Origin of the sequence: Paenibacillus motobuensis, assembly GCF_039521865.1 — a bacterium.
Classification (GTDB): domain Bacteria; phylum Bacillota; class Bacilli; order Paenibacillales; family Paenibacillaceae; genus Fontibacillus; species Fontibacillus motobuensis.
The window spans coordinates 566158-590019 of sequence record NZ_BAAACX010000009.1 but is presented as its reverse complement, the minus strand read 5'-3'; the positions used below and the strand labels follow the sequence as shown (position 1 = coordinate 590019).

Annotated in this window: 23 protein-coding genes; 20 read left to right on the top strand and 3 right to left on the bottom strand. The window is 45.1% G+C overall.

The window, feature by feature from the left end; translation table 11 throughout:
- Positions 1-57: 57 nt before the first annotated feature.
- Positions 58-684 (top strand): FMN-dependent NADH-azoreductase, encoded by a 627-nt coding sequence (locus tag ABD014_RS13290; protein ID WP_343861748.1) that lies wholly within the window; start codon positions 58-60, stop codon positions 682-684.
- A 153-nt stretch (positions 685-837) separates the two neighbouring features.
- Here ABD014_RS13290 and ABD014_RS13285 read toward each other — a convergent pair whose 3' ends face one another.
- Positions 838-972, bottom strand: a complete 135-nt coding sequence (locus ABD014_RS13285; protein WP_343862122.1) for an aspartyl-phosphate phosphatase Spo0E family protein — start codon at positions 970-972, stop codon at positions 838-840.
- Between the two features lie 267 nt (positions 973-1239).
- On the opposite strand from ABD014_RS13285, the gene ABD014_RS13280 reads away from it, so the two are divergent.
- The 13 genes from ABD014_RS13280 to ABD014_RS13220 all read left to right on the top strand — a co-directional run bounded on the left by ABD014_RS13280 (position 1240) and on the right by ABD014_RS13220 (position 13673).
- Positions 1240-1737, top strand: a complete 498-nt coding sequence (locus ABD014_RS13280) for a metal-dependent hydrolase (protein WP_343861747.1) — start codon at positions 1240-1242, stop codon at positions 1735-1737.
- A gap of 123 nt (positions 1738-1860) precedes the next feature.
- On the top strand, positions 1861-2574 hold the full coding sequence (locus ABD014_RS13275; RefSeq protein ID WP_343861746.1) for an MgtC/SapB family protein: 714 nt from the start codon (positions 1861-1863) through the stop codon (positions 2572-2574).
- 354 nt (positions 2575-2928) lie between these two features.
- The gene (locus ABD014_RS13270; protein ID WP_343861745.1) at positions 2929-4701 is read left to right on the top strand and encodes an ABC transporter ATP-binding protein; all 1773 of its coding nucleotides are present in this window, start codon (positions 2929-2931) and stop codon (positions 4699-4701) included.
- Between the two features lie 25 nt (positions 4702-4726).
- Complete coding sequence (locus ABD014_RS13265) at positions 4727-5413, top strand: response regulator transcription factor (protein WP_343861744.1); 687 nt, start codon at positions 4727-4729, stop codon at positions 5411-5413.
- A complete protein-coding gene (locus tag ABD014_RS13260; RefSeq protein WP_343861743.1) occupies positions 5410-6471 on the top strand; it encodes a HAMP domain-containing sensor histidine kinase in 1062 nt (353 codons plus the stop codon). The genes ABD014_RS13265 and ABD014_RS13260 overlap by 4 nt, the downstream gene beginning before the upstream one ends.
- A 106-nt stretch (positions 6472-6577) precedes the next feature.
- On the top strand, positions 6578-7273 hold the full coding sequence (locus tag ABD014_RS13255; protein ID WP_343861742.1) for a response regulator transcription factor: 696 nt from the start codon (positions 6578-6580) through the stop codon (positions 7271-7273).
- Positions 7263-8357, top strand: coding sequence for a sensor histidine kinase (locus ABD014_RS13250; RefSeq protein ID WP_343861741.1), 1095 nt, complete (start codon positions 7263-7265; stop codon positions 8355-8357). The genes ABD014_RS13255 and ABD014_RS13250 overlap by 11 nt, the downstream gene beginning before the upstream one ends.
- A gap of 319 nt (positions 8358-8676) precedes the next feature.
- Entirely contained in the window at positions 8677-9171 is a 495-nt protein-coding gene (locus ABD014_RS13245; RefSeq protein WP_343861740.1) for an RNA polymerase sigma factor, read from the top strand.
- A 148-nt stretch (positions 9172-9319) separates the two neighbouring features.
- On the top strand, positions 9320-10120 hold the full coding sequence (locus ABD014_RS13240; RefSeq protein ID WP_343861738.1) for a DUF817 domain-containing protein: 801 nt from the start codon (positions 9320-9322) through the stop codon (positions 10118-10120).
- A gap of 22 nt (positions 10121-10142) precedes the next feature.
- On the top strand, positions 10143-10541 hold the full coding sequence (locus ABD014_RS13235) for a hypothetical protein (protein WP_343861736.1): 399 nt from the start codon (positions 10143-10145) through the stop codon (positions 10539-10541).
- Between the two features lie 31 nt (positions 10542-10572).
- The gene (locus ABD014_RS13230; RefSeq protein ID WP_343861734.1) at positions 10573-11463 is read left to right on the top strand and encodes a Rossmann-fold NAD(P)-binding domain-containing protein; all 891 of its coding nucleotides are present in this window, start codon (positions 10573-10575) and stop codon (positions 11461-11463) included.
- Between the two features lie 32 nt (positions 11464-11495).
- Positions 11496-12245, top strand: coding sequence for an SDR family NAD(P)-dependent oxidoreductase (locus tag ABD014_RS13225; protein ID WP_343861732.1), 750 nt, complete (start codon positions 11496-11498; stop codon positions 12243-12245).
- 153 nt (positions 12246-12398) lie between these two features.
- Positions 12399-13673 carry an MFS transporter gene (locus tag ABD014_RS13220; RefSeq protein WP_343861730.1) on the top strand — a complete coding sequence of 425 codons (1275 nt, stop codon included), beginning with the start codon at positions 12399-12401 and terminating at the stop codon, positions 13671-13673.
- 265 nt (positions 13674-13938) lie between these two features.
- Here the strand turns inward: ABD014_RS13220 and ABD014_RS13215 are convergent, their stop codons facing one another.
- Both ABD014_RS13215 and ABD014_RS13210 read right to left on the bottom strand, forming a co-directional pair.
- A complete protein-coding gene (locus ABD014_RS13215) occupies positions 13939-15156 on the bottom strand; it encodes an MFS transporter (RefSeq protein ID WP_343861729.1) in 1218 nt (405 codons plus the stop codon).
- Positions 15157-15311: 155 nt separating this feature from the next.
- Positions 15312-15911 (bottom strand): TetR/AcrR family transcriptional regulator, encoded by a 600-nt coding sequence (locus ABD014_RS13210; RefSeq protein ID WP_343862120.1) that lies wholly within the window; start codon positions 15909-15911, stop codon positions 15312-15314.
- 220 nt (positions 15912-16131) lie between these two features.
- On the opposite strand from ABD014_RS13210, the gene greA reads away from it, so the two are divergent.
- From greA to ABD014_RS13180, 6 genes are all read left to right on the top strand, one after another.
- Positions 16132-16608 (top strand): transcription elongation factor GreA, encoded by a 477-nt coding sequence (greA, locus tag ABD014_RS13205; protein ID WP_343861727.1) that lies wholly within the window; start codon positions 16132-16134, stop codon positions 16606-16608.
- Between the two features lie 620 nt (positions 16609-17228).
- Entirely contained in the window at positions 17229-18302 is a 1074-nt protein-coding gene (gene rsgA / locus ABD014_RS13200) for a ribosome small subunit-dependent GTPase A (protein ID WP_343861725.1), read from the top strand.
- The gene (locus tag ABD014_RS13195; RefSeq protein ID WP_343861723.1) at positions 18299-19426 is read left to right on the top strand and encodes a phosphotransferase family protein; all 1128 of its coding nucleotides are present in this window, start codon (positions 18299-18301) and stop codon (positions 19424-19426) included. Before rsgA ends, ABD014_RS13195 begins: the two co-directional genes overlap by 4 nt.
- A 176-nt stretch (positions 19427-19602) precedes the next feature.
- Positions 19603-19866, top strand: coding sequence for a GreA/GreB family elongation factor (locus ABD014_RS13190; RefSeq protein WP_343861721.1), 264 nt, complete (start codon positions 19603-19605; stop codon positions 19864-19866).
- 777 nt (positions 19867-20643) lie between these two features.
- A complete protein-coding gene (locus ABD014_RS13185) occupies positions 20644-22023 on the top strand; it encodes an Ig-like domain-containing protein (protein WP_343861719.1) in 1380 nt (459 codons plus the stop codon).
- Positions 22024-22032: 9 nt separating this feature from the next.
- The gene (locus ABD014_RS13180; protein WP_343861717.1) at positions 22033-23841 is read left to right on the top strand and encodes an Ig-like domain-containing domain; all 1809 of its coding nucleotides are present in this window, start codon (positions 22033-22035) and stop codon (positions 23839-23841) included.
- Positions 23842-23862 lie beyond the last annotated feature (21 nt).

Genomic DNA, 23862 nt, shown 5'->3' with positions numbered 1-23862 from the left:
TCTAGAGAAAAAGTTAGTAGATAGGAAAATAGTAAATTCACCAGGAGGAACCATAAAATGGCTAAAGTATTATTTGTCAAAGCTAACAACCGTCCGGTTGAGCAATCCGCAACAGTGAAATTGTATGAAAGCTTCTTGCAGTCCTACAAGGAAAATCATCCCGGGGATGAAGTTTCTGAAGTGAACGTATTTGAAGCGAACCTTCCGTACTATGACAACGATATGATTAACGGAGGATACAAACTGGCTAACGGATTCGAAGCAACGCCAGAAGAAGTGAAGGCCGTAGAACTTGCGAACTCATATCTTGATCAATTCCTGAGCGCAGACAAAGTGGTATTTGCGTTCCCATTGTGGAACTTCACCATTCCTGCACAGCTTCTGACTTACTTGTTCTATTTGAACCAAGCAGGCAAGACTTTCAAATATACTCCAGAAGGCCCTGTAGGCCTTGTTGGCGGCAAGAAAGTAGCATTGTTGCACGCTCGAGGCGGTGTATATTCCGAAGGACCAATGGCTTCTTTGGAAATGTCCTTGAATTATGTAGCTAATACGCTGGCATTCTGGGGTATCAAGAACACCGAGAATGTAATCGTGGAAGGCCACAATCAATTCCCGGATCGCGCGGAAGAGATTATTCAAGACGGTATCAAACGTGCAGCTGACCTTGCAGCTCGCTTCTAATTAGTTAGTATCTGATTGCTGCGATTTGACCGAGAATAAAATTGGCTATCCCGACTAATTTACGATTAGCGGGATAGCTTTTTTTATGAGTTTAATAGAAAGTATAGCGGTGAAGTGATAAAGGAGCCGCATTAGGCGGCTCCTCTGAATCCATTACTTGTTGTTCTTGTGGTACTCGTTGAGTAATTGGTCAAGCTTCTGGCTCAGAATTACGATTTTTCGGTCGGTCAGCTTGCGAGTGGAGAGTTTATTTAATTCCAACCGAAGTTCTTCAATCCTCCGGATCAACTCCAACGTCGAACAACCCCTGAAATTAGAATATCTATGTTATACGTCCGCTGTGCACTGGCGACCGTCGTGCGGAATCCCTACTTTCGCCTGCTCCGCCCCAGACGTAAAGTGGTAAGTAATGATTTCTCTATCCGAATGGGCAGCTCCTCCTTAATAGATAAAAAATGTAAATAAAAGTCGTATCAAGGCAAAATATGAAACTATTTCGTTCATTTTTTTGCTATAATAGCCAAAGACAGCTTAGAGATACGGAGGAATTATGGAATGCTTCAGAAGACACACACCTTAGCAGGGCTGGTCGCGGCCGAATGCGTCATCATCTACTACAATCAGCCGCTTCTATCCTGGGAATCGGGAGCAGCGCTGCTGATCGGATGTCTGGTAGGACCGCTAGCGGACATTGATAAGAGAGGATCAACGATGGCCAAGATTCTGCTGCCGCTGTCATGGCTGCTGCAAATCTTGCGCGTTAAGCATCGCACTCTGACACACTCCTTGTTGTTCCTAGTGTTGTTAGGTTATTTGTTAACTCCACTGCCTGACTTCTACTATTGGACGATTATCGCCGCTTATGCCTCACATCCGCTCATTGATCTTCTAAATGATCAAGGGGTTGCTCTACTCTGGCCTTTGAACCGGAAATTCCGCTTCTTGCCGAAGCCGGTCGCAATCGATACGGGATCTTTGCAGGAGATCATTTTCAGAACGACATTAGCTGTATTGGCTATTATTTTACCGTTCGCACTATGGGACTCATTTTGAGTCTTTTTTTTATTTGTGCTTCATTATAAAATGGAGTTTACTTTAAGTTTTAGGTGAGCACATGGATATCTCTACCCGTAGGGGATAATCAATAATACACTATAAAATTGAAGGAGAAATGTTATGGTTTCAAATTGGGAAATGGTGTTTAAACTTTGCATTGCTTTATTATTCGGTTTGTTCATTGGAATCGACCGGCAGCTGAAGCAGAAGCCGCTTGGGATTAAAACCTGTATGGTCATCTGCATCTCGAGCTGTCTTGTCACCATCGTCTCGATTGAAGCCTTTCAGAAATTTGCCGGGCCGGATCATCCGAATATGGACCCGATGCGCTTGGCGGCCCAAATTGTTAGCGGGATTGGTTTCCTGGGGGCAGGTGCAATTCTGCGCCGCAGTAATGAGGGAATCTCCGGACTAACGTCCGCAGCGATGATCTGGGCGGCTTCCGGGATTGGGATTGCGATTGGTACGGGATTTTATATCGAAGCCGCGCTAGCAGTCATTTTGTTGATTCTTGCTGTTAATTTCGTCCCGTATCTCATTAAGTGGTTCGGACCTTATAAGTTGAATCAACGTGATGTATCTCTGAAGGTCGTCATGGAGGAGCATGGTAATGTCACGGATCTGATTCGGATTATTGAACGCAAAGATGACAAGACCGGCAACAAACATATTCTACAACATCGCATCCGCCGGCTTAAGATCAAAGACCTGGATGAAGGGCGTCACCGGGTAGACATGGTGATTACAGCGTCGGAGAAGGAATATACAACAGAGATTTATAACTTTGTACGAAATATTGAGCATGTAACCAGTGTCGAGGTCGAGAATTTATAACTTGAACTACTTTTTGAACAACCTCTTTTAGAAAAAGGTTTGTTTAACTTCTGTTTAAATTAGTAGGGTATTCTTCTCTTAAGAACATAAAGGGAATGTTCAAAAAGGCCCGTCGTCTAACGAAACTACAGATCGTTATTTGCTTAAAAACGGTGGCAAATAAAATCTAACGAAACACCATATCGTTATTTGGGAGAAAATAAGGTAATAAGCCGCTTATTCGCTTCAATAACGTTACCGAGTTTCGTTAGAAAGTTTCCCAGCCCAATTTGCTGGAAATAGCGATACCCTGTATCGTTAGAGGTTCAGGGCGGACCATTTGAACTACCTCTAAATAATTCAAGGAGAGGAACCATGAAAACAGATATATCCAAACCTAATTTCTCATCATTCTATCGATTAATGAAAGAGACAAAGCCGCCGATGGCTTTAATCATTGTTTCGATTTTGCTAAGCGTTGTTTCTACGCTGGTCGGTCTGGTTATACCGATGTTTACCAAAAGCCTGGTCGACGGATTCTCTCTGGAATCCATTAGCCGAATGCAGATCGTTGGTCTGGTCGCCGCCTTTATCGGGCAGACATTGGCGGCTGGCGTGTCAATCTTCCTGCTGAATTATATTGGCCAGAAAGTAGTTGCCATCATTCGCGATAAATTGTGGAAGAAGCTGCTTGCTTTGCCGGTCTCTTATTTCGATAACAACCGGACAGGGGAATCCGTCAGCCGAATGACGAATGACACGGGAGTCATTAAGACCTTCATCTCCGAGCATGTAGCCAGCTTCTTCAGCGGTATCATCTCCATTATCGGCTCCATCGCCGTACTGATCTATCTAAACTGGAAGATGACATTGATTATGTTCCTCGTGATTCCGCTGGCGGCCCTTGTGCTTGTGCCGATCGGCCGCAAGATGTATAAGGTCTCGATCAGCATGCAGGATGAGACAGCCTCCTTCACGGCGATGATCAGCCAAGTGCTGTCGGAGATCCGTCTTGTAAAAGCCTCCAATGCAGAAAGGATAGAGTATGAGAACGGAAGCAAAGGAATTCAGAATCTGCTGAAATTCGGGATCAAAGAAGGGCTGATTATGGCCTGGATCAGTCCGCTGATGAGCTTCGTCTTAATGATGCTGCTCGTGATAGTCATCGGTTATGGCGGTATGCAGGTATCTTCAGGCGTACTGACCGCCGGGGAACTAGTAGCCTTCATTCTCTATTTGATTCAGATCGTCATTCCGGTAACGCAGCTTAGCACCTTCTTCACCCAACTGCAGAAAGCCAACGGTGCGACCGAGCGGATGATGCAGACGCTGAACGAGCAGGAGGAGGATTTCCATGCCGGCCTTGAGGTGACGGATGCGAGGCTTCCAGTTAAAATTGAAAATCTGTCGTTCGGTTATAAACAGGATGAACCTATCCTTCAGGAAGTAAGCTTCCAGATGGAGCCTGGTACTGTCACGGCGGTAGTTGGTCCAAGCGGCGGAGGGAAGACCACGTTATTCCAGGTGCTTGAGCGCTATTATTTGCCGCAGAAGGGACGGGTAATGCTCGGCAACGAGCGGATCGATTCCTTCTCACTCCGTTCCTGGCGGGGGATTATCGGCTATGTGTCCCAGGAGAGCCCGATGATTGCCGGAACGATTCGCGATAACCTATGCTATGGGATTGAACGTGAAGTCAGCCTTGAAGAGCTGGATCAAGCTGCGAAAATGGCTTATGCCGATGGGTTCATCTCCGAGCTGCCGGAGGGATTTGATACGGATGTAGGCGAACGCGGAGTGAAGCTATCCGGCGGACAGCGGCAGAGAATTGCTATCGCCCGTGCATTGCTCCGTGATCCGAAGATATTGATGCTGGATGAAGCCACATCCAGTCTGGACAGCCGCTCGGAGATCGTAGTGCAGCAAGCGCTCGATAATCTGATGGCGGGAAGGACGACGATTGTCATCGCTCACCGGTTATCAACGGTTGTCGGAGCGGATCAGATTATCTTTATCGAGAAGGGAAAAGTCACCGGACGGGGTACCCATGAACAACTGCTGCAGCATCATGAAATGTATCGGGAGTTCGCGACGCAGCAACTACAGATTGCCGATGCCTCACCAGAGCTGACCCTTCAGCAACAATAAACAGATCGTAGGTGAATAGTCGATTATGGCGAAAATACTTGTTGTTGATGATGATCATCATATCCGCGAGCTGGTCAAGGTTCTGATCGAAGAGGCAGGGATCGGCGAGGTGCTGGAAGCGGCCGATGGTGTTGAAGCACTTGAAATGATGGAAGCGCGGCGGGCGGAAATGGTTATCCTAGATATCATGATGCCGAATATGGATGGTTGGGAGCTCTGCCGAGAGCTGAGAAAGATGTATGAGCTGCCGATTCTTATGCTGACCGCGAAGGGGGAGACGAGACAGATCGTCAAGGGCTTTGATCTTGGCACGGACGACTATCTCGTAAAGCCATTTGAGCCTGCCGAGCTTATCGTACGGGTAAGGGCGCTGCTCAAGCGGTATCAAGTGATTGCTTCACAGAGCGTGACGATCGGTGCACTTCATGTGGATCGTAAGACATTCCAGGTCCTGGCAGAGGGTGAGAGCCTTACGTTGCCGCCCAAGGAATTTGAGTTGCTGTTCCTGCTCGGCAGCTATCCGGGCAAGACAATTCCCAGAGAGCAATTGATCGAGGATATATGGGGCTTTGACTTCGAGGGAAATGAACGAACGGTCGATGTACATGTGAACCGGCTGCGTGAGCGATTCCCGGAACAGCGGTTCCGCTTTCGAATTGTAACGATTCGCGGTCTGGGCTACCGTTTGGAGGCATGTCAGGAAGAGCGATGAAAATACTAAAGAAAATATGGAATATCGTGAAGCATATCTTTCAATATGCTGCCGTGCTATTACTGCTTGTAGCCTGCTGGTTCGGTGCTTATTATATTACGGGCTGGGTCTATCATTATACTGGAGTGCCTTCATCTTCTTATGTCCTGCAAGCTATTAACATCATCGTAGCGTTCCATCTGTTCTTTGGTAGTATGATGCTTATGGGACTCTTCTACCGTAAGAAAGAACTCGCCAAGATGAAGAGTATTCTGGACGCCATTCGCCGGATCTCCAAAGGCGATTTCTCTGTGAAGATCGATGAACAGGCTGAGTATCGCGAATTCAAACAAATCGTAGAGAGTGTCAATGAACTGGCCGGGGAATTAGGTCGAATGGAGATGATGCGCCAGGACTTTATCTCGAATGTGTCGCATGAGATTCAATCTCCGCTGACCTCGATTCGTGGCTTCACTGAAGCGCTAAGGAATCCGCAGTTGAATGAAGGACAGCGAGGGCATTATCTGGACATCATTGAAGGCGAGAGTCGGAGGCTCTCGCAGATGAGTGATAACATGCTCAAGCTGTCCTCACTTGAATCGGACCGTTCCTCATTTGAACATAGCAGGTTCAGGCTAGACCGTCTGTTACAATCGATTGTGCTTGCTACCGAGCCGCAGTGGCTGGGTAAGCAGATAGAGATCGAGCTGGACCTTAAGGAAATCTATATCGAGGGCGTAGAGGAATTGCTGAGCCAGGTGTGGGTCAATCTCCTTAATAACAGTATTAAGTTTACACCTGCGAATGGCAGAATATGGGTGAAGCTTGCTGCGGATGAAGAGGGGGCTGAGGTCATCATTGCCGATTCTGGAGTAGGTATCTCCAAGGAGGATCTCCCTTACATCTTCGATCGCTTCTATAAAGCGGATAAATCAAGAAACCGCAATGCTGGCGGTAGTGGACTCGGCTTGTCTATCGTCCGGAAGATTGTTGATATTCATCACGGGCAGATATCTGTAGAATCGCAGCCGGAACAGGGTACACAATTTACAGTATTTATTCCAATTCAGTGGCAATAATGAAAAGCTTGTAATCCTTTTTTAACCGTTTATTTGGAATCGATGTTATTCGTCATGGTATGATAGAATCATATGTGTGACTTTAGTCGATAAAAGGATGAAACAGATGAGCAAACAAATTTTAATTGTAGATGATGATGAGAAAATAGCCAAACTGATAGAGATTTATTTATTAAATGAAGGATATCGTGTGCTCAAGGCGGATAACGGGTTGGTAGCACTGGACATCATCGGGCAGCAGGAGATTGATCTGATCGTACTCGATGTTATGATGCCGGGACTGGATGGAATCTCGGTATGTCTGAAGATCCGCGAGACTTTGACAACGCCGATTCTAATGCTGAGCGCAAAAGATGGCGATATGGATAAGATTACTGGACTAATGACGGGTGCCGACGATTATATGGTGAAGCCATTTAATCCACTGGAGCTTGTGGCTAGGGTCAAATCACTACTGCGCAGATCCTCCTATTCAGCACAGCCAGTTTCGTCCAGCACAGGTCATATTATCAAGATCGGCCCTCTGCAGGTGGACAAAGAGACGCATACCGCCAGTGTCGATGGCAGGGCAGTGAAGCTGACACCGATCGAGTTCAGCATTCTGTATCTACTGGCCAGCCATCCGGGACGGGTATTCAGCTCGGAGGAGATCTTTGAACTTATCTGGAAGGATAAATATTTCGAGAGCAGCAACTCCGTTACCGTGCATATCAGCCGCTTGCGAGATAAGCTCGAGAAGGAAATGGAATGCGAAGCGCTGATCAAGACCGTATGGGGGGTTGGCTACAAAATTGAAGGCTAGTCTTCGTTTTTTGTCCTGGTTGTTATGGACTGTAGTCACCTCGCTAGTTGCTTTGCTCCTGCTCTTTCAATTAGCCAAGCTGACTTTCTTCCTATTTCCCCATCTCACTATGCAATCAGCATTGATCTGGATCAACCGGAATATTGGATTTCCGGAAGTGTATTATCTGTCCGGTGTACCGATTCTGATGATGTTCGCTCTTTATTTCTACAGACGCAGTGTGCGGAGGCATGAGGAGAAATATTTGAAGCTGCTCATTGAGGAAGTACACCATATTGAAGAGGGCTCGGCATCACGAATTCCAGTCGAGAATGTGGGTCAACTTGGTCAGCTTGCTACAGACATTAACCGCATGATTGATCGGCTCAGAACCTCGATTGAGGAGGAACGCCGTGCAGAGCAGACCAAGAGCGAGCTGATTACGAATGTATCGCATGACCTTCGCACCCCGCTGACTTCGATTACCGGATATTTAGGACTCATCGATCAGGATCGTTATCGCGATGAGGTTGAGCTTCGATATTACGTTAATATGGCGTACGAAGAGTCGCTGAGATTAACGCAGCTTCTGCAGGATCTGTTCGAATTCACCCGACTGCAAAATATGGAGATGAAGCTGGAGAAGAGAAGAATTAATCTGACCGAGATGTTATATCAGATTACATCTCATTTCGGCTGGCAGCTGCAGGAGAATGGGATGGAGTGTCGCCTCTACCTCAAGCCGCAGCTATTCGTTCATGCAGACGGGGACAAGCTGCGGAGGGTGTACGAGAATCTTATTACGAATGCTATTCGCTATGGCAGCGGCGGGAAATATATTGATATCCGCGGTGAGATTACGGCGAACGAGGTGATCACTGAGGTGATCAATTATGGCGAGCCGATTCCGAAAGCGGATCTGCCGCATCTCTTCGATCGCTTCTATCGCGTGGAGAAATCACGGGCAACGCATACGGGCGGCTCGGGAATCGGCCTGGCAATTGCCAAGCATATCGTTGATCAGCATGAAGGTACGATTATGGCTGAAAGTAATGAACACCGCACAGTATTCCGAGTCCGCTTAAGGAAGGATGACTTGGAATAGAGAAACACCGGGTATCCAGTCTGGGTATTGATCATAGCATAGAGCAACAGGAAATTAACCATTTGGAGACCATTCCAGATGGTTTTTTTGTGCTTATCGCGTTTTTTAAGAATTAAGCAGTGAAATCTTAAGATAAACTTAAGAAAATCTTATCCGTACTGCAAGCTATGTCATTCATAATGACAATAGCAGTACTGGGTGTCCTTGGATAGCACTCAGATAAAACTCTAAATTACTATTTTTCCTACGCATGTATAGGAACGGGTAGTATGACTGCGACAATGCTCGCAGGAAATATAGAGAACTAAGGGAGAAACCTATGATGAATAGCCGAATGATGGATGTAATTTACCGTGAGTATAAAACCGATGTGTATCAATATTTGTACTATTTATGCCGGAATCATCACAGTGCCGAGGATCTGATGCAGGAGACATTCTACCGTGCCCTGACAAGGCTTGATGGGATGGAACCGAAGCGGATCAAGGCCTGGCTGCTGCGGGTGGCCCATAACGCCTACATTGATAAGATCCGTAAAGATAGCCGTTCCAATGTGTATGAGAATGAATTCTTCTATAACTTCTCCAATGAAGAGACGCCGGAGACGAAGGTGCTTACCCAGGAGGTTCGAGATGAACTATTTGACCAGTTGTCCCTACTTCCGCCGAATCAACAGCATGCGGTACTGTTGTTCGATGTACATGGATTTTCCTATTTGGAATCTGCTGAACTGATGGGGATTGGATTATCTCATTTTAAAATATTGCTGTATCGCGCCAGACAGAAGCTGCGTAAGAGCAGACAGACAGCTTAAGCACGAATTAGGGAATAGTTGATAGGACCCAAGGGAGCTGTGTGAGCAGCTCTCTTTTTGTCGCTCTTATTTTCCTGTAAAAAAATTGTTCTGCCTCTATCCTAATGTCTGTGATAAAATCTTCTATATCCGCTGACTGGAGGAAATTATGGCTTTTGTTCGCAATTTGCTGCAATTCGGGTGGCTGCAGGCATTATCTTGCATATTCCCACTGATTATTTTCGGTACGCTGGGATTAAGCAAGGTCGTACATATACCTGGCTTGCCGAGGTATGATCTGATTCTGATCATCTGCGTACTGGCGCAGATCGGGATGATTGTCTTCAAGCTGGAGACGATGGATGAACTGAAGGTAATCTGCATGTTTCATATCATAGGTCTCTGTCTGGAACTGTACAAGGTACATATGGGTTCATGGGCTTATCCTGAACAGGCATGGACGAAGATTTACGGGGTTCCGCTCTATAGCGGGTTCATGTACGCCAGTGTAGCCAGTTATATTTGTCAGGCATGGCGCAGACTTCAGCTGGAGATGGTGGGCTGGCCCAGAGGGTGGCTTACCGTGCTTATCTGTGCGGCGATCTACCTGAATTTTTTCACACATCATTTTATTGGCGATTATCGCTGGTGGCTAACCGCTCTACTATTCCTTATATTCTTCCGGACGAGAGTGCATTACACGCTTCACTCCCAGACGTACCGGATGCCGCTGATGCTGTCTTTTGTACTGATTGGCTTCTTTATCTGGATCGCGGAGAATATCTCTACCTTTCTGGGAGCCTGGAAATATCCGGATCAGGAGCACAAGTGGCAGCTCGTTCATATCGGTAAGATCAGTTCATGGTTCCTGCTGGTTGTGATTAGCATTATTATCGTAGCGCAATTGAAGCATGTCAAAACGGGCCAAACCGGGCACAAAAGTGACGGGAGTGAGGGAACTGTCAGTTAGATAAGAACGGAGGTGGTCAGTGATGAATAAGTCGAAGGGTTATTTTTACTACTTGCTATGGACCATCGGGATGCTGATCGTCGTGTATTATGGCAACCAATTCGTTGGCATGATGGAGTCGAAGAAGGGGGAGTTCCTTCGCATCGACTATAGTCTGCTGGGCAATATCATATATGCGCTCGTGTTCGGGATCTATTTGAGCTTCCTTAATGGTTTGCCGACACGCAGGAAGTTTTATAGGCCATTGTTCTTTTTCGTATTTTTGCCTAGTTTGATTCTAATGATCTATCCGGTACTGAATATTTTCTTCAAGATGCCTTATTATGCTCTGTATATAGATGCAGCCAGACAGGAGGGCCATTTCTTCTTCGGTATGCTCTGTGGGTTAACTTTGATGAAGAGTTTATTCGGCAGTCGGTAATGAAGTGAGAGCTATGATGTGGAGGTGTATTATGGGGAAAAAAGTATTGATTCTTGGAGGCTCCCGATATTTCGGAAAAAGGCTGGTTCAACTGCTAGCCAGCGAAGAGCAGCATCAGGTGACGGTCGCTACACGCGGGCTGACGAAGGTAGAGTTTGCAGGCGAGGTTCAACAAGTTGTTCTGGATCGTACAGACGTAGCTTCCTTGCGGGAAGTGGCACAGTCTGGGCCGTGGGATATTGTCTATGACAATATTTGTTACTCTCCGAATGAGGCACTGGCCGCGGTGCAAGCTTTTGAAGGCTATGTCGGTCGGTATATTGTAACCTCTTCAGAATCGGTGTACGACTACCTCGATCATACGCTGGTGGAGGCGGATTTTGATCCATATCATTATGAGCTGAAAATGGGTAACCGTGATCAGTTCGATTATGCTGAAGGGAAGCGGCTTGTCGAGACAGTCTTTATGCAAAAGGCTAAGTTTCCGGTGTGTGCGATGCGCATTCCGATTGTCCTTGGACTGGACGACTATACACGAAGGCTGCATTTCCATGTAGAGCATGTGGAGTGGGGATTGACGATTGGTGTTCCTAATCCTGAGGCGGCGATCTCATTCATCACTTCCGGTGAAGTAGCGTCCTTCATGAAATGGCTAGGTACCGCTTCGATTACAGGACCTCTAAATGGAAGCTCGGACGGGTCGGTGACGATCGGCCAAATTATAAAAATGATTGAACAGGCTACCGGTAAAAAGGCGTGCATCGTGCCAGAGACCGATGAAGAGCATATGTCTCCATTTGGCATTCCGATCTCATGGACGATGGATACAGCCAAAGCTCGGGCGGCGGGTTACACTTTCCAGTCCGTTCAGGAATGGTTACCGGAACTGATTCAGGACATTGTATCGGTACATAGGAAATGAAGCTTTATTTCACTTGAGAGGAGCGGATTCAGGTGTCGTTGCAAGGTCAAGTGGTCATCGTTACCGGAGCAGGGCAGGGAATTGGACGCGGCGTTGCTAAGACTTATGCCGAGCTTGGAGCGTCGGTTGTCGTAGCTGAGGTGAATGAAACGGCGGGAAGCAAGGTCGCTGAGGAGATCAACTCCAACGGTGGAACTAGCCTGTTCGTTCCGTGTGATGTCAGGCAGGAGGTAGATATTATCCGCTTGATGGCCGCTACTCATGAGCGCTTTGGCCGGATTGATGTACTGATCAACAATGCGGGTGTGTCTCGATTCAAAAATCTGTTTGACTTAACAGTGGAGGATTGGGACGATGTGCTGAACACAAATGTGCGCAGCTGCTTCCTCGCCTCGCGTGAAGCAGCCAAATATATGAAGGCGGGCGGACGCGGAGGTTCGATCGTCAACATCTCATCAACGCGGCATTTGATGTCGGAGCCGAATTCGGAAGCCTATGCTGCTTCCAAGGGAGCGATTGCTTCTGTCAGTCATGCTCTCGCAGTGACGCTAGGAAATGATCAGATTCGTGTCAATTGCATTAGTCCTGGCTGGATCGAGACAGGGGATTATGAAGCGCTGCGGGATATCGATCATCAACAGCATCCGGCCGGCAGGGTTGGAACTCCGGAGGATATTGCCCGGGCGTGTCTGTATTTTACAGATCCGAATAATACCTTTGTTACAGGGGCGCATATCGTGGTCGATGGGGGAATGACGCGGAAGATGATATACGAGCCTTAATAGAGGTTCCAACCTTCTCGGTGCTGAAAACGAACTTTTTGAACATGCACTGATATATATTTTTGTTAGGTTAAGGAGAATGTTATGAGACCGATTTGAGTTAAGCCATGTGCTTCTTAGATGGGAATTTTATACAACTGAATAGGAGTGAACATGGTGAAATTCAGACCGTCTTTTTATTATTTATGGGGTTCACAGACATTATCGAATACGGTTGATGTACTTTATCTGGTGGCACTAACCACCTACGTGTTGAATCAGACCGGATCGATTATTTTTGCCACACTGGTGCCTTTCTTTCGCGTTGTCGCTCAGATGCTTAGCGGGCTGTTGGCGCCGCTGCTGATTCACCGTTATCGCTTATCATTTCTGCTGACGCTAGCGCAAAGTGGACAGTTTATTCTGTTTATAGCGCTTGCTTTATATCTGTCACCATGGTTTGGCGGTGTGAATACCGTAGTCATTTATGCCCTCATTGCTGGTCTATCCTTCCTGGACGGCTGGACAAGTCCGGCGCGGAATGCACTGATCCCTAGATTAGTAGATGATTCCAGCTTGATGAAGGCGAATGGGATAATCGGAACGACAGATCAAATCGTGCAGTTTGCTGGATGGGCCATCAGCGGGGTGCTGGTTGCGGCTATGGGTTCTTATCCCGTATTAGTGGTAGTCGCAGTATGTTACTGTATAGCTGCTGCAGTTACGGTTCTGATAGAGGATCCGACAGAGGCCAAACGGAGAAACTTGTTCGATGTGCATACCACGGTGACGAAGGCGAAGGAGACGATGGGGGATGGAGCTTCATCGGATGAGAAGGCTTTATCTCGCTGGGAGGTTCTGAAGGAAGGCTGGGTTGCTCTGTGGCGGGTTCCAAGACTTCGTGCTCTTACGATGATGGATATATGCGATGCGTTGGGCGGGATGGTCTGGGTAGGCGCGTTCATCCTCGTATTTGTCCAGGATGTATTGCATCAGGATGAGAAGTGGTGGGGATATATTAATGCGAGTTATTTTGCCGGGGCTGTGATTGGCGGGTTCATCGTCGTCGCTCTGGTTAAGAAATTCGAGAAAAGAATGTTTCTCTCCATGATTGTGGGAACATTGGGCTACGGCCTGCTAACCGCCTGCTTTGCACTGAATCATTCCGCTTGGATGGCACTTGTCATTGTTCTCTTCACTGGGCCATTTACCGAGCTTGCTGGAGTGACTAGACGTACGCTCATTCAGCGCAGTGTGAATAAAGAAATGCTGCCAAAAGTGTTCTCGGCACAATCAACGCTGCTTAGCACCTTGTATGGACTGTCCCTTCTGCTGCTGAGCGGAATTGCGGAGTGGTTCGGGATAGTAAATATGTATTTGCTGGCTGCCTTGCTAAGCTTGATCACGGCTGTGATCGGCTTTGTGAATCGGAAGGCGATTCAGCTATAGAAGCAACGAAGGGGCTGTCTCATAAGTCGATTCCGACTTTGAGACGCCCCTTTTGGGTTTGAACTGATGATTTGGACATTTTTGACCGTTAGAGTTGAATCTTTGGTGAAACTTCCATGTAACGGACAATTATGTCCATTACATGGGGGAGATACAGCGGATAACTGCATTTTTTGCTTCTAACGGTCAAAAGTGTCCGTTAGAAGAGCGTAGTTGCTTTTTTCTTGCTGTAACGGTCATTTTTGACCGCTTGGTAAGTTCGATGTTATTTAGCCGCTTGCTGGGCGGGACTTTGCTGGCTGTTTCGCTTCGCTCTGAGTGAGAGCAGGAAGCACAATACGAGAACGATTGCAGCTGAGACGTAAGGATAGTTGATATTAAAATCGAACAAGAATCCGGCGACAATCGGGCCGGCAATATTGCCAAGACTTGTGTATGCCGAGTTCAGGCCAGCAACGTATCCCTGATTCTCCTCGGCCATCTTGGACATTTGTGTACCGATTGCAGGCCGCAAAATATCGATCGACAGGAACAGAATGAACGTTACGATAACAATTAACCAGTAAGTATGGACCAATAGTGTTAGTAGAACGAATGCAGCAGCTGTAATCAGACAGAATGATATGACATTGCGTTCTCCGAACTTGTTAAAAATCCAGCCGAAGATCGTTAATTGAACGACCGCCCCGGCGATGGAACCAAAGGTAATAATGAAGGCGATATCTTTGGCCGTAAAGCCAAACTTATGATCGACAAAAAGTCCAAATACGGTCTCATAGTTCGCCAGACCAAATGAAGCGACGAACACGATGATAAGAGCAATAAAATAAGGTTCTTTATAGGAGTTGAGCAATTGTTTGACTAATGACTGTCTAGGTCTAGGAGCTTCGTTGGCTGTATCCTTTGCCACCTGTGCTCGTTTTTTGGATTCCGGCAGTGCTAACAAGGTAATCGTGGCGGCGATGGCGCCGGCAATTGCGGCCGCGAAGAATGGAACGCGAATCCCGAATTCGGCGATAAATCCGCCAATGCCAGGACCGATAATAAAACCAGTCGTAATGGCTGCATTGATGAAGCCCATTCCGGTCGCCCGTTCGTCATCCGTGGTAGTATCTGCCGTATAGGCCATTACCGCAGGGAAGATCAGCGCGGCACCCAATCCACCGATCATTCTGCTTGCGAATAGAAGTGCTGGCGCATTAGCGATCCCGAAGAGAAGCTCTGAGACTGCGAATACGACCATCCCGATTACAATAATTTTCTTGCGTCCAAACATATCGGATAATCTCCCGGCATAAGGAGAGAATATGAGTTGTGTTAGTGAGAATGATGCGACCAGCAGACCGACGGTGCTGCCGCTAATATGCAGCTCGGTCATATAGGTCGGCATGATAGGGACGACGAGACCGATTCCGGTAAATACGATAAAAATATTAAGCATGAGAAGCAGTAATGCTCCTCTATTTTTAAATAAAATTGACATAATAATATCCTCCGCATGGTGTAGAATAGTTGAGGCCGTCGGTGGATACTCCGATTCCTGGAACTATACTGACCGTTCGTTTTATAAAAAATAATAAAAAAATAATGCTCCGTAATAATGTATATTTAAACCTCATTTGAAAGAACCTATAAAATTTAATGAGGGGGATTGGCAATACCGTATAAATAAATTTTGATGGCTTGCTGATACAATTGAATCGCATTTTGCAATTTCAACTGACGCGACATATGACTCAGACCGATCACAAGACTCTCCAAAATGATGGCGAGACACTCGATATTTTCCGCTTTGAATTCTCCGTTATCGATGCCCTGCTGAAGCAGATCCTGATTAAATTTAAGGTGCCCCTGCACCATCTCAATAATACGTTCTTCAACATCGCCTGGCTTCTCATCATGATTGAAGAACTCACTGGCTGCTTTGGAGAGGGGGTGATTAAGATCATCAAGCACCATCTGTTTGGCGAAGCCGTACAGCTTATCGGTGACCGTCTTATAATGAGACACATTCTCTTGCCATTTCACTTCCCATTCCTGTTCCCACTCATCCAGTAAATAGAGGAATAGACCCTCTTTGCTCTTGAAATGATAATAAATATTCCCTTTACTGCTTCCGGTCGCCTCCGAAATGTCCTCAATCGAAGTCGCCTTATAGCCTTTATTGACAAACAAAGCCCTTGCAGCATCGGCAACTCTTCGCTTCGTCTGTTCACTTTGCAATTGCTTCTTATTCAATGCAGCGCCCTTCGATTCCATTACAATCGGCTCCCTTAACTTATTAGTATAATTATTTTATACTGAACGTTCGTTCAGGATTATATCAAATTTTTAGGGGGGAGTGCAAGGGTTTTCGGTAAAAAGACTGCAAACATCAAAATTTTCTTAAGTTTATGCTCCTTTCTTCAAGGAAATAGTTTAAAATAAGGGTATGTAGGATAAATAGGAGATGTAGATAATGGCTAATGAAGAAGAAGTAATATTGACACAAGAAGGGCTCGAGAAGCTGGAAGCTGAGCTTAAGGAACTGAAGGGCCCACGGCGCAGTGAATTGGCTGCACGACTCAAATTAGCCATCAGCTATGGCGACTTGAAGGAGAACAGCGAATATCACTCCGCCAAGGAAGACCAGGCATTCATGGAGACACGTATTCTCACCTTAGAGAAAATGCTGAAGAACGCCAAAGTTGTTGATTCAGACAGCGTGGAAGAAGGAACAGTTGGTATCGGCTCGACGGTGATACTGAACGATTTGGAATTCAAAGAGAAGGTGGAGTACCAAATCGTTGGACCTACCGAATCGGATGCGTTCGAAAACAAAATTTCTTATGAGAGTCCCCTCGGTAAGGAGATTCTTGGCAAGAAAATAGGAACCATCATCAACGTCGAAGCTCCCGTAGGCATCATCAAATACGAAATTCTTGAGATTAAATAAAGAGAAGTTAGTTGAAAAGAATTGGCCCCGTGTAGACGATCGTATCGTTTATGTGGGGCTGATTTTTTTACGAGATGAATGAAAAACATGCGAATCAACAACAAAGCGACATGAGAGACCTACTTCGAAATCGAGAACGAAGGTGGCTTTTCATGTTTTATGCGACGGTTGGGGGATTGAGTTGGAGGTAAAATTTTCTTATAGTCAAATTTTCCATTGATTCCTAACAAAGGGTTATGTTTCACTAGTGTTATGCTTCATTTATAGAAGTGAATTTGTATTTCAACTTTTTCCTGCGAAAGGGGATGTTTTTTAATGACTGCTTATATGGTATTGGTGGTTTTAGCTTAACCGAATATCAGGCATAGTAAATTCCAATCTTTGATTATAGCTTGGAATGAGAGAAGACGGGAATATCACCCGCGTTTTTTGCTATGCCGTAAACAGTAACCTTTCGTGAATTACTGCTGTTAGCGGGATACGATGAAGGTCGTATCCCTTTTTGATTACAAGCCGACTTTTTGGCTTTTCGCCGCGAAACAGCAGCTTCTTAGGAGGCTGCTTGTTCGCGGTATTTTTATGCCCAAAACAACTTTAATTATTAGGAGAGAATAGGATCAATGATTGATTTAAAACAATACGGCTATATTGAAGCCGAAACGCCGCCGATCGGTTTAATACCCGGAAGGGTTACGGAACTTCAGCGAGATCAATATACCGTCATCACTGAAGAAGGAGAAGTGACGGCTGTATTGAAGGGCGCGTTCTATCACACTGCGGGGGCTCGGGAGGATTTCCCGTGCGTAGGAGATTTTGTATTGTTGCAATACAACGAAAACGGCGCTTCTCGCATTGCAAAACTGCTACCCCGTCGCTCGAAATTTTCCCGCGCTGACTTTTCGGGGCACGCAATAGGATATGCCAGAACAATAGTGGAGCAAGTCGTAGCAACCAATTTTGATTATGTATTTATCGTGTCATCCCTAAACTGGGATTTCAAGGTCAACCGCATCATGCGCTACCTGACACAGACAAGGCAGAGCGGCGGTCAGCCTGTCGTAATCTTAACAAAAGCTGATCTGGCTCCGGATTTGAACGCACCGTTAGTTGATGTACAGAAAGCCGCTCCTGATGTGCCAGTACACGCAATTTCCAGTCACACAGGGGTTGGGTTAGACGCGCTCTGCGAATATCTGCAACCCGGAAAAACCGTGGTACTCCTCGGTATGTCCGGCGTGGGGAAATCCTCGCTGCTAAACGTATTGATGAATCAGGAAGTGATGACTGTCCAGGCTATCCGCGAGGAGGACAGCCGGGGCCGGCACACAACAACACACCGCCAACTCTTCATGCTTCCTTCTGGCGCGATGGTCATTGATACGCCGGGTATGCGTGAACTTGGGCTGTTCGGTGCGGACGACGGCATCAGCGCGGGATTTAACGATGTGGAGGAATTATTCACGCAGTGCCGCTTCAATGACTGCCGCCATCAGACGGAACCGGGCTGCGCAGTTCTTGCCGCCCTTGCCGATGGATCATTGCCGTGTGAGCATTGGGAGCGTTACCTTACACAGAAACAGGAAAACAAGTTTGTGAACGATAAATCAAGTTATCTAATGGATAAACGAGCGTGTCACAAGTCGATTGCCATGCGGAATAAACAAATCAAGAAAAACGGAGGATTTAAGAAATGAGCCATTATGATTTTTCACAAGTTGAGCAGACGCAGATTGAATCCGAAAAGCTGACAATCGTGCTGAGTAAAATGCTCGGCAAGGCTATAAACCACGCCAGTTACCAGACCAAACAACTGCAAGGTGGGACAGTAGGAGATGTTCTGCTTGTCACGGGCGCTGCTGAAACTATTGACGGTGAAAAACTGTCGTATAATGTAGTGTGGAAAAGACAGGGGAAATGGGAGCGCCCCGGTGATCCAAACTCATGGCGCAGAGAGTATGATTTGTATCAAAGCAACCTCGGCGCTGCGTTCACGCCCGCTCTCCGCTGGCCGGAATGTTACCATTCGGAGCTTCGGGATGGGGATATAGGACTATGGATCGAGTATATAGACGGGGTATCAGGTAGCGACCTTACTATTGAAATGCTTGAACAAGCCGCTTTAGAGTTGGGACGGTTTCAAGGCAGTATTACAAAAAAGCACGATGATTTAAGGGGAATCTCATGTCTTGGGGATGAAGGCTTTTTAATGAGAGAGTTCAATCAATGGCATACGCAGTCATTCACATACGATTTTCTTGTGTCGGAGCCGTGCCGCATACCGGGATTTTTGAAGCAAATGCTCAAAGACGGCGACATTCAGTTGGTTGAGGGTAAATCGTTTGAATACGGCTACCTTCGTTCAAGGGGCTGCAATATACCCGAACACCTAAAACAGATGCTCATTGATATGGATAACCGTAGAGATGAAATATTCGCTGAGCTGCAAAACCTCCCTGTCGTATTGTGCCATCGGGATTTCTGGAATGAAAACATATTCTTTACCGACGGGAAAATAAGGATAATAGACTGGGATACAAGCGGTTGGGGCTTTCTTGGAGAGGACATAGCGAGCCTAATTGTAGACGGCATGGATGTTGCAAGATTTGAGGAAAACTATCGCCGGCTTGTTCCGGCATACCTGAAAGGCATTTCGGAATATATGGATATACCGCCGATGGATGAAGCGTGTATTCTGACAATGACCCTCATAAAGTTCGGATACCGCATGATGCAGGAGTATATGTTTTCGGAAGACCCCACAGAAAAGAGTTGTGCCGTGAATGCGCTTCAAAAAATCTATGAAATAAGGGGTATGTAGATGTATATAACGATTGAGCCGTTAGTAATTTCTTATGAATCCTAGAAAAAGGGAGAATAGGGATTGATAATTCAAAATATCGGGTGAATACCGCATGTAGAGAACAGACAGGGAATATCACTCCGCCAAGGAAGACCAGGCATACATGGAGACACATATTCTTCATCTTAGAGAAAGTGCTGAAGAACGCCAAAGTTGTTGATTCGGACAGCGTAGAAGAAGGCACAGTTGGCAGCGGCTCGACGGGGATATTGACGATTTGGAATTTAAAGAGAAGGTATAATACCAATCGTGGACCTACCGAGTCAGATGCGTTCGAGAACAAAATTTCTTATGAGAGTCCCCTAGGCAAGGAGATCCTCGGCAAGAAAATCGGAACTATCATCAACATCGCAAGCTCCAGTAGGTATCATCAATACGAAATTCTTGAGATTAAGTAAAGAAATATTAGTCGAATAAAAATTGGCCCCGTGTAGACGATCGTATCGCTTATGTGGGGCTGGTTTTTTTATGGTGATTCAAATTTTGGTGAATTAAAATGGCGAGTTTGGAGTTCTAATTGAATCGTTATGGCGGCGAGAAGATCCCGATTAAATGTAGGTAATTGTTGTCCTTGTGAAATTTTAACGGTCATTAGGGACGCTTATTCGCGAATAATTCAAAATCTAATGGTCACCGTCGACGCTTAATTACTGTAAACTGCCGTCCAAAGAGACTTTTTTACATCCAAGCTACAGGCATGACCGTTATAAACTCATAATAGCTAAAAACTATCTTCTAAGCTGTCAATATGTCCGTTAAATTTGAACCCAAATCAAAAGCTGCTGAGGGCCGAGTATTTCAACATTTCAAATAAACTATTGTATTATTCTACCACTGGCTAAAGACGAGAACTTTTAAGATAGTAGTGGACTTGGACCATTGTTATTATGATACAAATTCTTTGTTTATTAATGACTGAAATTATAAACCATTTCAATTATTCGACATTTAATTTCAAATTATTACCTAGAAGGAAAATTTTTCTTGATATATACTGTGCTTAAAACATATAACTCTATTTTTAGCGAAATTTCTACAAAGATTTATCATCAAAATACTCCTCTATGATCTGACTCTTTCATGATTCCTCAAAATTACTCTACGATTTCAGACATTTCTTATCGTACATCAAGCTCATAACTATAAAAAAAATTAAAAACAAGGAGATGAAGTGGTTGAACAAGCTATTCAACGGAAGGATTTTCTTGATTATTGTGATTCTCATGTTGTTTAGCAGCTCAGTACCTACATACGCGGCATTTTATCAATATGATGATGCCAACCGGTTAACAATGGTCACTTACGACAATGGTGTACAGGTTCAATACTCTTATGACAAGAATGGGAATATGCTGTCATCTAAGAAAATAGGTGTAGGAAATCTATTAAAAAATCCATCATTTGAGCTGTACACGGGCAGCAGTGGAGTGGCAAACGATTGGATCCGACTTGGTGGTGAAGCTGTAAACTCTCAGTTTAGCGTAGTAAATACACCTGTTCTATCGGGACAAAAAGCACAAAAAATTAATGCTACTGGGTTGGCCACAGGGAAAAAGACGGGAATTTATCAGGAGATTCCTGTAGAACCTTTTCAAAGCTATTCTTTGTCAGGATCCTTGCGTATTGATTCTTTAGTTCAGGCAAAAGCATCACTTTATGTAGAGTTTTATGATAAAGACGGGAAAAACATCAGCGGTAAGTTAATAGAGAAGACTGAAGTCACGAATAAATATGTAGTCTTGGAAGAACAAGGGCTTGTACCAGCTCAAGCCGTTAAAGGAGCAGTATTCGCTGTTCTCGAGGGTACCGGAAATAACGGTTCAGGTACGATTTATGTAGACGATTTATTCTTCAAGACAAATCCTGCAGGACTCCATATGCTAAATACTTCACCAGAAAATGAAGCACTCGAAGTAGATCTACAGCAGCCTATGACTATTACATTTAATAAAACAATTACAGCAGGGCCTGATTATTCTGCAATTACCTTGAAACAAGGTGAAGCAGTAGTTGTGACTGCGATAGAGATTGAGCAGCAGGTTCTAACTGTAACTCCAGTTGAAGCCTTGATGAAGCAAAGTCTATACACCTTAAGCGTACCGAAGAATGCAATTCAAGATTCAGAGGGCCGTGGATTATCAGAGGATATCGTTTTAAGCTTTATAACAAAGGATGATTCTAATCCTAATTTGTTGCAGAACGGCGGATTTGAGCAGTATACAGAGGATAATGGAGTAGGAGACTACTGGCGTGACAGAGTGAGCCAGGAAGTACAAGGAAGTTTTGAAATTGTACATGATCCGGTTCAGTCAGGGACGAACGCCCAGAAGATAAGTGCAAGCGGATTAAGTGATGGGAAATCCATTTCCATATATCAAAGTATAGATGTAATAGGAACTGAAAACTTCGAATTATCCGGTTTCATTTGTGTAGATGCATTGGAACAAGCAGCCACAGTATTGTATGTAGATTTCTATAATGAAGCAGGAGCCTATGTTGGCGGAAAGTTTATAGAACAATCTGAAGTAACCAACGGGTATGTAACTTTGCAATAGCAGGGACAGGTGCCAAGTAGTGCAGTTGAGGCGGCGATATATGTCGCACTTGAAGGTACAGGTTCTAATGGTTCTGGCACGATTTATGTGGATGATTTGTTCTTTAAGACAGCTCCGTCAAAGCTTCAGGTAATCAGCGCTTCACCGGAGGATGGAGAAGTTGAAGTGGGGCTACAGCAGCCGTTAACAATTACATTCAATAAATCGGTCACAGCCGGACCTGATTATACTGCAATTACCTTAAAGCAGGGTACAGAAGAAGTTGTGATAACAACTGAACTTAACCAGCAGGTTCTAACTGTAACTTCGGTGGAACCATTGATGAAGCAAAGTCAATATGTATTAACCATTCCGAAGGATGCCTTGCAAGATTCTAATGGCCAAGGATTATCAGAGGATATCATTTTAAGTTTTATAACAAGGGATGATTCTAATACTAATCTATTACGAAACGCTGGATTTGAACAATACACAGGAATTAATGGAGTAGGAGACTACTGGCGCAACAGAGTAAGCCAGGATGTGCAGGGAAACTTTGAAATTGTACATGATCCGGTCCAGTTGGGAACGAACGCTCAGAAGATAACTGCGAGCGGGTTAACTGATAGAACGTCCATTTCTATTTATCAAAGTATAGATGTAGTAGGAAATGAGAACTTTAAACTTTCTGGTTCAGTTCGTGTAGATGCATTGGAACAAGCGGTTATGGTGTTCTATGTGGATTTTTACAATGAAGCCGGGTCTTATATCGGCGGTAAGTTTATAGAACAAGCTGATATAACCAACGGGTACGTAACTTTGCAAGAACAGGGACAGATACCTAACAATGCAGTTGAAGCGTCTATATATGTTGCGCTTGAAGGTATAGGTTCTAACGGTTCAGGTACTATTTATGTAGATGATTTGTCTTTTGAGACAAGTCCAACTGAGCTTCAGGTTATCAGTATTTCTCCTCAGGATGGAGAAGTTGGGGTAGACTTAGAGCAGCCTGTGACAATTACATTTAATAAGTCAGTTATAGCGGGCTCAAGCTATTCTGCAATTACTTTGAAGCAGGGTGAGGAGGAAGTTGTGACAACTGTGGAAGTTGAACAACAATTATTGATAATATCCCCTCAAGTACCGCTAAGGGAGCAAACACTGTATGTCTTAACTATTCCGAAGGATGCACTACAAGATTCCGAGGGTCATGGACTATCGGAGGATATCATTTTGAGTTTTACGACGAGAGATGATTCTGCTCCTAATTTGTTGCGGAACGGTGGATTTGAGCAGTACACAGGAATTAATGATGTGGGAGATTATTGGCGCTTTAGAGTTAGTGAAGGAGTACAAGGAAGTTTTGAAATTGTAGATGAGCCAGTTCGATCAGGGACAAGGGCACAGAAGATAAGCGCGACAGGCTTAAGCGAAGGTAAAGCCATTGCTATATATCAAGATTTAGATGTCATGGGCGATGAGAACTTTGAATTATCTGCTTCGCTTCGAGTGGATGAACTGGAGCAAGCTGTTGTAGTGTTCTATGTTGATTTTTACAATGAGTCGGGGGCATACATTGAAGGAAAGTTCATAGAGCATAGTAGTACAACTAGTGACTATATTACTTTGTTTGGAAAGGATCAGATACCAAGTAATGCTGTGGGAGCAGCCGTGTATGTGTTAATTGAGGGAGTCGAAACGGATGGTTTCGGGACGATTTATATTGATGATCTTGTATTCAAAACCAATTCACCAGCGTTAAATTTGAAAAATATGAAATCAACAGTAGATAGTCTCTTCAAAGACTTTTTCATAGAAACTTCTGAAAACGAAAATTAGGGAGAATAGTTTGAATTTGAA